Origin of the sequence: Dysgonomonas sp. Marseille-P4361, assembly GCF_900343125.1 — a bacterium.
In the GTDB taxonomy this organism is placed as follows: Bacteria; Bacteroidota; Bacteroidia; order Bacteroidales; family Dysgonomonadaceae; genus Dysgonomonas.
Map to the genome: position 1 here is coordinate 108,835 of NZ_OPYL01000002.1, position 14,341 is coordinate 123,175.

10 protein-coding genes are annotated in these 14,341 nt (G+C 37.3%); 8 read left to right on the forward strand and 2 right to left on the reverse strand.

Features of this window, described 5'->3' with window-relative positions:
* Positions 1–268: 268 nt before the first annotated feature.
* The 6 genes from DHU68_RS04310 to DHU68_RS04335 all read left to right on the forward strand — a co-directional run bounded on the left by DHU68_RS04310 (position 269) and on the right by DHU68_RS04335 (position 10,097).
* On the forward strand, positions 269–3,202 hold the full coding sequence (locus DHU68_RS04310) for a GH92 family glycosyl hydrolase (protein ID WP_108821757.1): 2,934 nt from the start codon (positions 269–271) through the stop codon (positions 3,200–3,202).
* A 15-nt stretch (positions 3,203–3,217) separates the two neighbouring features.
* On the forward strand, positions 3,218–4,081 hold the full coding sequence (locus tag DHU68_RS04315) for an endonuclease/exonuclease/phosphatase family protein (protein ID WP_108821758.1): 864 nt from the start codon (positions 3,218–3,220) through the stop codon (positions 4,079–4,081).
* A gap of 9 nt (positions 4,082–4,090) precedes the next feature.
* Entirely contained in the window at positions 4,091–6,067 is a 1,977-nt protein-coding gene (locus tag DHU68_RS04320) for an alkaline phosphatase (protein ID WP_108821759.1), read from the forward strand.
* Positions 6,068–6,070: 3 nt separating this feature from the next.
* Complete coding sequence (locus tag DHU68_RS04325; protein WP_108821760.1) at positions 6,071–7,567, forward strand: metallophosphoesterase; 1,497 nt, start codon at positions 6,071–6,073, stop codon at positions 7,565–7,567.
* Positions 7,568–7,625: 58 nt separating this feature from the next.
* Positions 7,626–9,200 (forward strand): trehalase family glycosidase, encoded by a 1,575-nt coding sequence (locus DHU68_RS04330; protein WP_185117493.1) that lies wholly within the window; start codon positions 7,626–7,628, stop codon positions 9,198–9,200.
* 72 nt (positions 9,201–9,272) lie between these two features.
* A complete protein-coding gene (locus DHU68_RS04335) occupies positions 9,273–10,097 on the forward strand; it encodes an ROK family protein (RefSeq protein ID WP_108821762.1) in 825 nt (274 codons plus the stop codon).
* A gap of 109 nt (positions 10,098–10,206) precedes the next feature.
* On the opposite strand, the gene DHU68_RS04340 is transcribed toward DHU68_RS04335, so the two are convergent.
* Complete coding sequence (locus DHU68_RS04340) at positions 10,207–11,079, reverse strand: AraC family transcriptional regulator (protein ID WP_108821763.1); 873 nt, start codon at positions 11,077–11,079, stop codon at positions 10,207–10,209.
* Between the two features lie 124 nt (positions 11,080–11,203).
* Here DHU68_RS04340 and DHU68_RS04345 point away from each other — a divergent pair, with 124 nt between their 5' ends.
* Both DHU68_RS04345 and DHU68_RS04350 read left to right on the forward strand, forming a co-directional pair.
* Positions 11,204–12,346 carry an acyltransferase gene (locus DHU68_RS04345; RefSeq protein ID WP_108821764.1) on the forward strand — a complete coding sequence of 381 codons (1,143 nt, stop codon included), beginning with the start codon at positions 11,204–11,206 and terminating at the stop codon, positions 12,344–12,346.
* Positions 12,347–12,470: 124 nt separating this feature from the next.
* Positions 12,471–13,859 (forward strand): DUF1080 domain-containing protein, encoded by a 1,389-nt coding sequence (locus DHU68_RS04350; protein WP_108821765.1) that lies wholly within the window; start codon positions 12,471–12,473, stop codon positions 13,857–13,859.
* Positions 13,860–13,942: 83 nt separating this feature from the next.
* On the opposite strand, the gene DHU68_RS04355 is transcribed toward DHU68_RS04350, so the two are convergent.
* The gene (locus DHU68_RS04355) at positions 13,943–14,260 is read right to left on the reverse strand and encodes a DUF493 family protein (RefSeq protein ID WP_108821766.1); all 318 of its coding nucleotides are present in this window, start codon (positions 14,258–14,260) and stop codon (positions 13,943–13,945) included.
* Between the last annotated feature and the right edge of the window lie 81 nt (positions 14,261–14,341).

Here is a 14,341-nt window from a genome sequence, read left to right on the forward strand (position 1 = left end):
TTGTTCTGTTTTCAACTCTTGTTAGAGGATGTAAATAGATGTATAACCATGGGAAATATAATCCTTTTAAGAAATACAAAAACTTTTAGACTATTAAAGATTTGGAGCAACAAACGAAATATGCCTCAGAATATTGATTGTATGCGTAAATTTTAATGGTAGTAAAGTCGGTTCAATCGTTTTATTTTATAATTATTTTATACCTAAATCTGTTTCTGCGGAGCCGAATCGGTATAAATAACAAAAAAATCAATTTATAAAGATTCTTATGAAAGCTATCTTTTCTTCATTCATTTTGTTATTCGTTATCTTGACGAGTTGTTCTTCACCAGCTAAATCTCCGATCGACTATGTAGATCCATTTATCGGTACAGGGTTTCATGGGCATACATATCCGGGAGCAACAGTTCCATATGGTGCAGTTCAATTAAGTCCTGATACCCGTACTGGAAACTGGGATGCGTGTTCGGGCTATCATTATAGCGATAGTACAATAATAGGCTTTTCTCACACTCACCTAAGTGGAACAGGGTGTGCCGATTTGGCGGATGTGCTTTTTCATCCTACCACCAAAGAACTGAAATTAGAACCTAAAGGCTATATTTTCGAACCCTTAGCGTTTTCTCATAAAGACGAGAAAGCTTCTGCAGGTTACTATTCAGTCAACTTTAGACAAGATGGCATAAAGGCAGAATTAACAGCAACTCAATATGCAGGAATACATCGATATACATTCGAAAAAGATAAAAACTCAAAAATAATAATCGATCACTCCCATTTGTTAGAAAATGAAGTGATCGATATGGCATCATTCAGCGTAAATGGTAAAACAGAAGTAAGCGGAATGCGTCGCACACAGGGGTGGGTTACGAATCAGTATGTTTATTTTGTTGCCCAATTCTCAAAAGAGTTTGAAAAAGCTCAATTGATAAATAACGGGAAGGAAATAAGCCTTGACGCAACTCCTGAGGCAGGAGGTAACTTGCAAATGGTATTAGATTTCGGAACTTCGGATGGTACACCTGTTATAGTAAAAGTTGGTATATCTATAGTAAGTGAAGAAAATGCACGAGAAAACTTAAATAATGATGTAAAAGACTTCGATTTTGATGCAGTACATCAGAAAGCAAGAGATCTTTGGACAAAGGCTCTATCCGACATCGTGGTCGAAGGTGGAACAGAAGCTCAGTTGAAAAACTTCTATACTGCTCAATATCACACAAAAATAGTTCCTAACATAGCGAGCGATGTAAATGGTCAATACAGAAGACACGATATGTCTATCGGTAATTCTGATGCACCTCGATATTCTACATTGTCGTTGTGGGATACCTTCCGAGCATGGAATCCGTTAGTAACGCTAACAAATAAAGCTTTAGTTAATGATATGGTTAACTCTATGCTGGAAATGTATCAATACAGTGCAAAAAAAGAACTTCCAATATGGCCGCTATCGGCAGGAGAGACCGGGACTATGATTGGTTACCACGCAGTATCTGTTATTGGCGATGCTTATATGAAAGGCATAAGAGACTATGACATAGAGTTAGCATTTGAGGCAATGAAACGCTCTTCTAATATCAATGCCAAAGCATCTGATTACTATATAAAGTATGGTTTCATACCATCAAACATAAAAAGAGAATCAGTCTCTTGCCTGCTCGAATATGCTTATGATGACTGGGTAATAGCACAAGTGGCTAAAGACCTGGGCAAAGAAGAAGACTATAAAGAATACATGAAAAGAGCCCACAACTACATCAATGTATTTGATGGAGCAACTAAGTTTTTCAGAGGAAAGCAAATGGACGGGAATTGGGAGCCTAATTTCAACCCGTTCGAACCGGCAAGAGCTTATACTGAAGCTACAGCATGGCAATATCGTTTCTTTGTACCTCACGACGTGAATGGCATGATTCAGCTTTTTGGAGGCAAGGATGCATTTATAGAAGAACTGGATAAACTATTTACGGTAGAGCAAGGAGTAGACGGTGAAATGGTTGATATTACCGGACTTATCGGTCAGTATGCACATGGAAATGAACCTAGCCACCATATGGCATATCTTTACAACTATGTAGGTCAACCTTGGAAAACGCAAGAAATGACACGTCGTATTCTTGACGAAATGTATTCCCCAACGCCTGAAGGTATAATTGGAAACGAAGACTGTGGACAAATGTCGGCATGGTATATTCTTACCAGTTTGGGTATGTATCCTGTAGCTCCGGGTTCGAATGAATTCGCTTTGACTACACCTCTTTTCGAAAAAGCAACGTTCAATCTTACTAATGGAAAAGTGTTAGAAATAAAAGCAAACAATCCGGCAAAGAATATCTACATAGACAAAGTTATTCTGAATGGAAATGAGATAAAAGAAAGCTTTATCAGTTACTATCAAATAATGGAAGGCGGATTGCTTGAATTCCAACTTTCGTCTACCCCTAACAAGGAGAGGGGGACAGACGAATCCGCATATCCTCACTCTATGACCGAAGGAGAAGTTGTTTCTATTCCATATACAACGATCTACCTTAATCTGTTCGAGACGGAAATAAAGGTTGATTTAGGTACAGCAACAGAGGGAGCCGAAATATATTATACGATCGATGGCACTGCTCCAAGCAAGAACACATTAAAATATGAGTCTCCATTTACTATCTCAAAAACAACAGACATTAAGGCAATTGCTTTTAAAGAAGGTTTTGTAGATAGTCGTATCTTCGAGATAAAAGCAACTAAGGCAGTTTATAAAAATTCGGCTACTATTTCCGGACAGCAAAATGGAGTGAATTATACCTATCATCATGGCAAGTTTAGCAATGTAGCAGAACTTGCAGCTTCTAAAGTTGTGGAACAAGGTACAATGTCCGAACCTGATATCAAAAATGCAAAACAGGAAGATCATTATGGATTTGTTTACACAGGTTATATTCACGTACCCGAAGACGGAGTATATGGCTTCCTTACTCAGTCTGATGACGGTAGCGTATTGTATGTAGCGGGAGAGAAGGTTGTAGATAATGATGGTTCGCATGCAGCCATTATATCTACAGGCGAAATAGCACTCAAGGCAGGATATCATCCCTTCAAGCTTCTTTACTTCGAAGACTATGAAGGACAAGCCTTAGCTTGGAAGTGGAGACTGCCTAAGGCTCAGGAATTTGTTCAGATTCCTGTCGAAAACTTGTTTACTAAATAATTAAAATATACAACCATGAAAAAAAGTATTTACATCTTTTTACTCTCTGTTTTATGTTTAGGATTATTCTCATGTAAGGATAAACCGTTGGAACTAAATGTAATGAGTTTTAATGTACGATATGATAATCCGGAAGATAGCCTGAATAGCTGGTCTTACCGAAAAGATGTTGCAAGTCAAACTATATTGAATTACGATGCAGATATAGTTGGTACTCAAGAAGTATTATCGCATCAGCTGGCTGATCTGAAGGCAGCTCTTCCTGGTTATACAGCGGTTGGTGTCGGAAGAGAAGACGGTAAAGAAGCCGGAGAGTATAGTGCATTGTTATATAAAAAAGATCGCTTCAAAGAGGTAGAATCTGGAACTTTCTGGCTAAGCGAAACTCCCGAAGTCGCAGGCTCTAAAGGATGGGATGGAGCATGCGAACGTGTTGCAACCTGGGCATTCTTGGAAGAAATAGAAAGTGGTAAAAGATTCTTTTTTATTAATACACACTTAGATCATGTAGGGAAGCTAGCTCGAATCAATGGTGCAAAACTGATGCTTGAGAAAGCAACTGCAATAGCTGGCGATCTTCCTATGATTCTGACTGGCGATTTTAACTCAGAGCCATCTTCAGATGTTGTTCAATACCTACTAAGCGAAACTTCTACAAAAGTATTAGTAAGTGCAGGAGATCAGGCAAAAGAGAAAAAAGGAAATAAAGGGACATTCCATAGCTTTGGTAGAATTCCTTTAGAGAAAAGACCTTTGATTGATTATATCTTTGTAAGCAAAGGAGCAGAGATTTTGAGTTATGAAGTAATAGACGATAAATTGAATGATGTTTTCATTTCAGATCATAACCCGCTTTTCAGTAAAATCCAAATTAAATAATATATACCGATGAAAAAAAATATATTAAAAGGTATCAGTTTGATAGGATTCTTATTCCTTTCTTTCCAATTATTGGCACAAGAGAGAATATTGATTCACTCTCATAATGATTACCAAAGAAGAGTTCCTCTTTATCAAGCTTATTCACAACAATTATCTTCTATCGAAATTGATATTTATGAGCGAAACGGAGAATTAGTTGTTGCTCACGACCGTCATGAAGTAGCCACAGCAAAAACTATAGACGAACTTTACATCGAGCCTATCGTTGGATTCTTTAAAGACAACGGAGGGAAACCTTGGGCCGATTCTGAGAATACCTTCTCTATTCTTGTGGATCTAAAAACACCTGCAAACCCAACATTGGATATATTGACCGAAAAGTTAGCAAAATATCAGGAAGTATTTAATGTGGAAAAGAATCCTTACGGAGTAAAGGTTATTATTTCAGGTAATAGACCAGATCCTAAAGATTTCCATAAATATCCGTCATTTATTTATTTCGATGGAGATAAATTGGATTATACAGAAAAAGAATTAGAAAAAATTGCAATGATAAGCTTCTCTCTGAAAGAAAATGCTGATTGGAATGGAAAAGGTATGTTCAAAAAACCACATCAAGAAAAAGTAGAAGCCTTGATAGAGGGAGTGCATAGACTAGGTAAACCAATCCGTTTTTGGGCAGCACCCGATGGTGTGAATGCTTGGAACAAATTGCATACAATGGGTGTGGACTACATCAATACCGATATGCCTGAGGCATGTGCTGACTTTTTTAGAAACTTTGCAAATAAAAATTATACGATAGCTGGGCATGATTCCGATTCGGATGATGAAACTCAACGTTACAAAAAGCTAGATAAAGTTACTGCTAACTTTGAAGGTTTTAAGAACAAAAAGTTACAGTTGAGTAAAACTATAGATATCTATCAGCCTACCTATAAGAACGATGGAAGTCAAAAGAAAGTAAAGAATGTAATCTTGCTTATAGGCGATGGTACCGGACTCAATCAATTGCAAGTAGCAGCTACAGCTAACAATCCGGGTTATAAAAATGGTCAAGGGCTTAGCATATTCAATATGAAATATCTAGGTTTCCATAATACCAGCGCTCAAGATTCCTATACAACAGACTCCGCAGCAGGAGGTAGTGCTTTGGCTACTGGAGAACTTCACGACAATCGTCATATCAGTATGAGTAATACTGGCGAATCATACCCTTCTTTGACAGACTATATGTACAATGCAGGATATGCATGTGGTGTAATTACATTAGGAAATTTGGCAGATGCCACTCCTGCGGCTTTTTATGGTCATGCTACAGAGAGAGATGATTCTGATAAAATAACAGAGTATCTGTTGGAAGGAAAACTGACTTTGCTTAATGGTTCAGGAATGAATGTGTTTACAAAAAGAGCAGATGGTAGAGACATTTTAAAAGAATTGGAAAATAAAGGATACCGTATAGCAACAGAAATAGATGATATTAACGATGATAATAAAAAGGTCATCTGTGTAGACGAATCTATGGAGTTAGCCGCAACAGAAGAATCATTGGAACTATTGGCCGAAGCAACCAAAGAAGGTATTGAAAAGTTGACTAAAACAAACAATAAAGGATTCTTCTTGATGGTAGAAGGAGCAAAAATAGACTATGCCGGACATGCTAACTCTCTTCCTGGATCTATCGTAGAAACCTTAAGTTTCGACTTGGCTGTAGCTGAAGCGCTTAAATTTGCAGACCAAAACGGAGAAACGCTTGTTATTGTTACAGGTGATCACGAAACAGGAGGTTTAACACTTGTAGATGGTGATGTAAAAACCGGACACATTACAGCACGTTATATGACAGATGACCATACAGCTCAAATGCTACCAGTATTTGCTTATGGTCCGGGAGCTAGTGAATTTATCGGTGTTTATAAAAACACAGAGATCTTTCATAAAATAATGAAAGTAAAAGGTCTATCTAAAAATAAAAAATAGAAAATGAACAAGCTTTGCTATATATTCTTATTTGTTCTTTTACTGTTTGGAGTATCCTGCACGGATGTTTCAAAGACGGAGTCTCAATCTTCTTCTGCCATTCTGAAATTTGACGATAAGGGAGAATTTAAAATAGCTCAATTTACCGACATTCATTGGGACGAATCAGCAACTAGTAATGACTCTACAAGAACGATAATAAAAAATGTATTGGAAACTGAGAAACCCGATTTGGCTATATTAAGTGGAGATATTGTATGCTACGAGCCAGCTGAAGAAGGATGGTTGAGTATTGCAAAAATGTTTGGAGAGAAAAATATTCCATGGGTTGTTCTGATGGGAAATCATGATGAGGAGCAAGAGATGACTCGTCAGCAGATTGACTCCTTATTAGAACTTCAACCTAATTATTTGAAATTAGAGGATGTTTGTCATAAAAACGAAAGTGGCGATTTTTATTTGTTGGTGAAATCATCAGACAACAAAAAGAATGCAGCTTCCATATATTGTTTCAACTCTAATACTTATCCCGACAATACTTTGCTGTATGGCAAATATGACTGGATTCATTCCGATCAGATAGCATGGTACAGAGAGCATAGCCTGGCTTTGACCAAGCAGAATGGAGAAGTACCTCTCCCTTCATTGGCGTATTTTCATATCCCTCTCCCAGAATACAATACTCTAATTGCTAAAGGAGATTTCTATGGAATGAATAGAGAAGGGCGTGCATCTTCTCCGGATATTAATTCGGGGTTATTCGCTTCTTTGATAGAGATGGGCGATGTGATGGCGACTTTTGTCGGTCACGATCATGATAATTGTTTCATCGGACAAATGAATGGAATCGGTCTTTCGTACGGACGTGTATCCGGGTTAAGGGCTTACGGAGACCTTGAAAGAGGTGCTCGTATCGTGAAACTTTATGAAGGGAAACGTCAATTCGATACATGGATCAGAACCAATTCAGGAAAATTTGAAATGTATTATTATCCATCGGGTATAACCAAAGCCGAAGAAGAATCGGCAAAGTATCTCGACCCAGTAGATCTTACCAATCCTAAACAAGGAGTAAGATATAAGTATTTCGAATACGAGGGGAAAATAATATCAGTAGAGGCATTGACTGACCCCAAAATAGCTACACTAAAGGAGGAGGGCATACTAAAAAACTTTTCTCTAGAGCCTGCTAAACGCAAAGACTATTTTGGTCTAGAATTCGAAGCTTATCTGAAAGTGCCTAAAGATGGTATCTATAACTTTTATACTTATACGGATGATGGATCGGTATTGTATATAGGCGATCAGTTGGTTGTCGATAATGACGGTTCTCATAGTGCTAAGTTGATGGAAGGAAAAGTTGGATTAAAAGCTGGATATCATAAAATAAGACTAAAATATTTTGAAAGCTACATGGGGGAACAAATCGAGGTTGGAATCTCTGGAAGAGATATACCGAGAACCATCATAGCTGACGATATGCTTTACATTGTTGAGTAATTTAAATTTTAAAAATATGACAAGATTTCAAAAAGGGTTATCATTAGCCGTATTTTTCATGCTGAGTTCTTTAAGTATGCTATTTGCACAAGAAAAAGAAGAACTTACTGTTTACAATTTGCCTTATAAAAACACGTATGTAAGGGAAGCTCTCGTAGCAGAGAATGAATATCGTGTAGCAAAGATGAAGTTTCAGGAACCAAAAAGTTTCGACGAAGCTAAAAAGATTCTTCCTAGTCCGGTATGGGAAGGACACAGCAAAGAGATAGAAATGTACTGGAGAGCATGGCAAATTGCTATTGGCAATATCAGACAGCCGCTCGAAGGTTCGGGTTTTGTAACTCCATACCTCGATACAGCCTACAACGGAAATATCTTTATGTGGGACTCTGCTTTCATGATGATGTTTGCGCGTTATGGTTTCCGTTTCTTCCCTTTCCAAGAAACCTTGGATAACTTCTATGCAAAGCAGCATCCCGACGGTTTTATCTGCCGCGAGATTATGCGCAATGGTGCAGACTGTTTCGAAAGATATGATCCAACTAGTACCGGTCCTAACCTTTTACCTTGGAGCGAAATGATGTACTTCAAGCAATATGGAGATATGGATCGTCTGCATAAGATTTTCCCTGTACTTTGTTCTTATTATAAGTGGTTGAAACTAAATCATACATGGCAAAACGGAACATACTGGTCGAGCGGATGGGGCACAGGTATGGATAACATGCCTCGTGTAAAACCAGAATACAATATGATCTATAGCCACGGACATATGACATGGTTGGATGCTAACCTTCAACAAATATTTACGGCAAGTATATTGCTCGAGATGGGTTTTTATCTTGAAAGATGGCAAGAAATTGAAGATTTCGAAGATGAAATCAAATACCTTACTAAATATGTAAGAGAAAATATGTGGGACGAAGAAACAGGTTTCTTATACGATCAGTATGCGGATGGAAGTTTGTCTAAAACAAAAGGAATCATCGCTTACTGGTCTTTGTATACAGATGTTCTGAATCCGACACAATTGGATAGATTGGTGAAAGAATTAGATAATCCAAAAACATTCAATCGTCCTCACCGTGTGCCTTCTCTGTCTGCCGATAATTCGAAATACAACGAAAAAGGACGCTACTGGCAAGGTGGTGTATGGCCGGGAGCAAACTATATGGTTATCTCAGGATTGAACGAAAAAGGCTTTACTAAAAAAGCTCACGAGATAGCTGAAAATCATTATAAGAATGTATTTGAGGTTTACAAAGCTACAGGAACATTCTATGAATATTATGCACCGGAAGGAGCAGAAGCCGGATTTATGGCTCGTGACGAGTTTGTTGGTTGGGCTGGTCTTCCTCCTATTGCTGTGTTTATCGAATACATTTTGGGTATTAAATCAGATTTTTCTAAAAATACAGTTGTTTGGGATATTACAAAATTGGAGTCTCACGGAATAGATCGCTATCCTTTCGGACCAGAGGGTACTGTTGACTTCAGAGTAAACAAACGTAGCTCTGCGGAACAAGCTCCTAGTATAACAATAGACTCGAATGTTGATTTTGATTTAGTTATCAACTGGGGAGAAAAGAATACTAAAACAATTAAAGTAAAAAAAGGAAAACAAACAATCTAATTCCTGTATTGGAAGAAGATACTTCAGTACAGAAATTAAAAAATTATAAAAGCGAATCAAAAAGAACAATATATGAAGATTGGTATAGATATGGGTGGGACTAATATCAGAGTCGGTTTAGTCGATGGTGATGATATTGTCAAAAAAGTAGAGAAAGCTACACTTGCCCATAGGAGCGAGAAAGAGATTTTAGATGATCTTATAGCTGCAATAAAAGAGGCAATAACACCCGAGGTGAAAAGCATCGGAGTAGGCGTTCCGTCTGTTGTTGATATCAAGGCTGGTATTGTTTACAATGTTGCAAATATTGATTCATGGAAAGAAGTTCATCTGAAAGAGATACTAGAGACAGAATTTAAAATTCCGGTAGCAATTAATAACGATGCAAACTGTTTTGCACTTGGTGAACAAAAGCATGGTGAAGCTAAAGGAAGTTGCAATATGGTAGGTGTAACAATAGGAACCGGAGTAGGAGCAGGGCTTATACTTAACGGTCAGTTGTATTCGGGTACTAATACTGGAGCCGGGGAGATAGGCCACTTCCCATACCTTGACAAGAATGCCGAATATTACTGTAGTGGACAGTTTTTCTCATGTGAACATAATGTAAAAGGACACGAAGTTGCGCGAAAAGCTGCTGAGGGTGATGCCGAAGCCTTAAAGCTGTTTAACGATTTTGGTAAGCATATAGGAAATCTGATGAAAACAGTTCTTTTTGCATATGACCCTGAGGTTATAGTTCTAGGTGGAAGTGTTTCTAAGGCTTATCAATTCTTCTCGGAGGAGATGTATAATGTCATTAATACTTTTCCATACGAAAATACAGTTAAAAACCTGAAAATATTTGTATCCAAGAGAGAAGATATTGGTATTTTGGGTGCTGCTGAATTGATCTGAATTGCGATAGCTTAGACTATCTAAATAAATAAGAAAGCTACTAACTAAGTCTGACAAAGCAGATAGTTAGTAGCTTTTTGTTTATTCAAAGAAAACAAATTCTTCTATCTTATTTAGCTTTTGAAAATTGCTCTCTAAAATGTGTCGGAGTGATTTGTTTGTATTTTTTGAAAGAACGATTATAATAAGGAATATCTCTGAATCCGGAGGCGAAACAAATTTCTGCGATCGATTTAGATGTATTCAGAAGCATTTCGCACGAAGAATCAATTCTGTAGTTTCTTAGATAAGAAAAGAAAGAAGTACCAGTCTCTTTCTTGAAGAATACACAAAAGGAAGACCTCTCCATCCCTATGAACCTAGAAATCTCTTTAAGAGTGATATCGCGATGATAGTTATTCATTACATATAGATATATGTTCTGTAATGCCCTTGTTTGCTTATCCTCAACTATAGGATGCCCAACGATATTCGTCTCTTTATCTATAGAGGCTATTGTTTGAAATATCTGTAAGAGAGAAGATATCCGGTCCAATTGATTTTGTCGGGTCATGGATAGCATCAGATTCTTAAAGTTTTCAAGAACTTTGTCTGAAAAAGAAATTGCATTTTTGTTTTTTAGTATATCGTTTACCGTTTCTGCATATTCTGGAAATACAATTCTTAAACCTTCTAATAGCTTATTGGAAAATATAATTGTGATATTTTCAATTTTGCCCTCTTCGTCATGAACAGATTTATCAAAAGTCCAGCAGTGTGGAATATTTGGAGGGATTAGGACAATTTCTCCTGCATCAAAATCCTCGACAGTATCACCTATCATCCTGGAGCCTTTTCCTGTAATAACATAAGACAGTTCCCATGAATCCTGTTGGTGAAGAGTTAACTGATTTTCGGCAACAATGTGTACATGGTCAAAGAAGAAAGAGATATTTTCCTTTTCGGGTCTCAGTGTAAATTTTATACTTCCCAGCTTGTTCATCTAATATTAATTTAAGGTGTAAATATAAGACAATTAAAATAAAATTTAAGACAATATTTCCTGTTTGATAACTCCTATTTTTGCAATCTGGTCAACTAATTATAATATATTTGATAAAATAATAATGAAACAAACAATAAGTTTAGCGGAGTCTAAGCCACATTACGAAATATTAGACGGATTGAGAGGTGTGGCTGCTGTACTAGTAGTTCTCTTTCATATATTTGAGGTGCATGCGGGTGGCGATCATTCGAAGCAACTGATAAATCACGGTTATCTGGCAGTAGATTTTTTCTTTCTTCTTTCTGGATTTGTAATAAGTTATGCTTACGACGACCGTTGGGATAAGATGACATTAAAGGACTTTGCCAAACGACGTTTGATTCGTCTGCAACCAATGATTATTATCGGGTCTATTATCGGTGCAGCGCTATTTTATTTTCAAACTTCTCCCGGTCAAGGCTGGGGAGGTATACAGGATGTGCCGGTATGGAAGATGCTTTTGGTTATGGTGATTGGTTTTACTCTTATTCCCGTAGGCAGAGGATTGGATATTAGAGGGTGGGGCGAAATGCATCCTCTAAATGGACCGGCATGGTCTCTTTTTTTCGAGTATATTGCTAATATTGTTTATGCCCTTATATTACGCCATTTGTCAAAAATTCTGTTAGCAGTTTGTGTAATTATAGCTGCAGGAGTTACAATCCATTTTGCTTTTACTAATCCTAATGGAGATATAATAGGAGGGTGGTCTATCAGCGATCCGTATCAGTTGCGTATCGGTTTTACTCGATTAGCATTCCCTTTTTTGGCAGGAATGTTACTTGCCCGAGTGGGTAAGCTACGTCATATCCCAAAGGCTTTTCTTGTAGCAAGTCTCCTTCTTGTTGGATTACTCTCGGTACCTCGATTAGGGGGAATAGACAGTCAATGGATGAATAGCCTTTATGAATGTTTCTGCCTGATGATAATGTTTCCTTTCATCGTATGGCTGGGAGCAGGAGGAAAGGTAAAGGGTGTTAAAGCTTCTAAGTTATGTAAGTTTTTAGGTGACATATCTTATCCTATCTATATCACTCATTTCCCTATAGTGTATGTCTATATGGCTTGGGTTACAAACAACAACTATACGTTGGCAGAAACATGGCCATATGGTTTGTTGGTACTAGTTATATCTATTGTCGTAGCTTATGTTTCGATGAGGTTTTACGATATACCAGTAAGAACATGGTTGCAAAAACGTTTTTTGAAGAAAAAAGAAGGTTAAAATATTTAATAAAGCGTTATATTTGATAGTTAATGTTTTATATCAATAAATAAGGAGTGATATCGTTAACCTCATAAATCTTTTTTCGAATCGATTATAATTCTAATATAATAAAGCTTAGCTTATGAAAAATGTTTTAACTGTGTTGATAACGATTTGTTTGTTGTCAATGTATTCATGTTCTGCTCCCCAAAGCGGTGACTTGTTTAACGGAGCCAGTCTTGATAATTGGAAGACTTCGGGTGATGTTGCGGTAGAAGATGGAGTCCTAGTTTTGAAAGGAAAAGAGTCATTGGCTCTTTTAAAAAGTGGAGGATATAAAGATTTTATCTTGAGTATGGAATTGCGTACTGTTGAGAAAGGAAAAGGAAGTATTGGCTTTCATACAGGGGCCGATGGTAAAGGATATGCTATAGCGCTTAATAATGATATGGCAGATCCGGTATGGTGGAGAATGACAGGAAGTTTGATGTCGGTACGCAATCTTACAAAAAGCTTTGTGAAGGATGGTGACTGGTTCAAGATGGATATTAAAGTAGAAGGGCAGGCTATAACAGTAATGATAAACGGAGAGCCGGTTGTTGAATATATCGAACCATCTAAGCCATTCAGAAATGATATTAATGCAAGATCTGTTCTTTCGGAAGGTACATTTTCTCTTGTAAGTAGCGGAGAGGGTGCATTAGAATTCAAAAATATAGCAGTAGACGTTTTGGACAGAAAAGATATAGATATTGCAGCACAGTTGAGCAAAGCTCAAGATGAGCAAGCCGATCCTATTATCCGTCTACACCAAGATGATTTTCCTGTACTCGATTATCATGTACACTTAAAAGGTGGATTAACTAAAGAAGGTGCAGCAGAACAATCTCGCAGGCTTGGTATCAATTATGTGATTGCTCCTAACTGTGGTATTGGTTTCCCAATTACTGACGATGCGGGTATTTACGACTTCCTTAAAACAATGCGTTCAGAACCTTTCATCTTAGCTATGCAGGGAGAAGGACGTGAGTGGGTTACTACTTTCTCGAAAGAAGCAAGGGAAGAGTTTGACTTTGTGTTTACAGATGCTCTTACTTTCGATGACCGAAAAGGTCGCCGTGTTCGTTTGTGGATCAACGATGAGGTTATTATCGACGATGAACAAAAATATATGGATCTGATTGTAGAAAAAACATGTGCAGTCCTACAAGAGCCCGCCGATGTGTTTGTAAATCCGTTTTTCTTACCCGAAGCTATGGTTGACCGTTATGACGAATTCTGGACAGAGGAGCGTATGAATAAGGTAATAGATGCTTTGGCTAAAAGCGGAAAAGCTTTGGAAATAAATGAGCTTTATGATATTCCTAACAAGGCGTTATTGATGAAAGCTAAAGAAGCAGGAGTGAAATTTACTTTCGGCTCAAATAATGTAACACCGGACGTTAGCGATCTGGCTTATAGCCTTCGTATGAAAGAAGAATGTGGTCTTACACCTCAGGATATGTACAAGCCTAAGATTAAGATAAATTGATCGTAGTCTATTTAGAAAAATCTATATAAATAAAATAGCCCGATACCTAATTGTATCGGGCTATTATTTTTTCTCAACTTTGTTTATAATGCCATCAATCCTTCTATAGAGGCTGTTTGTCGATAGTAGATGATAATATCATCGGCATCATTTACTGGAACTTTAATAGTTACGCAGGTGTACTTGCCGTTTTTACTGTCTCTGGTAGTGAAACTACTGTAAGCACTCTCAAAGATCGAATGCAAACGAGCTATCGCACTCTGTTCCGAAGGTGTTATATATTTAAAAATATAGTCTGAAGGGAACGAATGAGCTTGCTCTAATTTCTCTTTAAACTTAACATAAAAATCATCAGTATGTTGATTTTTATCATTTCCTAAAACTTCAAATCTTTTATCCATAGTAATCTATAAACAATCATTATACCAATACTATCTTTCTGTCAAACTGACAGGGTACTAATTGCTAATCGCAGTTTTTGA

Bases quoted from the DNA above. Each gene is read 5' to 3' on its own strand.
- DHU68_RS04310 (WP_108821757.1), top strand. From the start codon at position 269: ATGAAAGCTATCTTTTCTTCATTCATTTTGTTATTCGTTATCTTGACG.
- DHU68_RS04315 (WP_108821758.1), top strand. From the start codon at position 3,218: ATGAAAAAAAGTATTTACATCTTTTTACTCTCTGTTTTATGTTTAGGA.
- DHU68_RS04320 (WP_108821759.1), top strand. From the start codon at position 4,091: ATGAAAAAAAATATATTAAAAGGTATCAGTTTGATAGGATTCTTATTC.
- DHU68_RS04325 (WP_108821760.1), top strand. From the start codon at position 6,071: ATGAACAAGCTTTGCTATATATTCTTATTTGTTCTTTTACTGTTTGGA.
- DHU68_RS04330 (WP_185117493.1), top strand. From the start codon at position 7,626: ATGCTGAGTTCTTTAAGTATGCTATTTGCACAAGAAAAAGAAGAACTT.
- DHU68_RS04335 (WP_108821762.1), top strand. From the start codon at position 9,273: ATGAAGATTGGTATAGATATGGGTGGGACTAATATCAGAGTCGGTTTA.
- DHU68_RS04340 (WP_108821763.1), bottom strand. From the start codon at position 11,079: ATGAACAAGCTGGGAAGTATAAAATTTACACTGAGACCCGAAAAGGAA.
- DHU68_RS04345 (WP_108821764.1), top strand. From the start codon at position 11,204: ATGAAACAAACAATAAGTTTAGCGGAGTCTAAGCCACATTACGAAATA.
- DHU68_RS04350 (WP_108821765.1), top strand. From the start codon at position 12,471: ATGAAAAATGTTTTAACTGTGTTGATAACGATTTGTTTGTTGTCAATG.
- DHU68_RS04355 (WP_108821766.1), bottom strand. From the start codon at position 14,260: ATGGATAAAAGATTTGAAGTTTTAGGAAATGATAAAAATCAACATACT.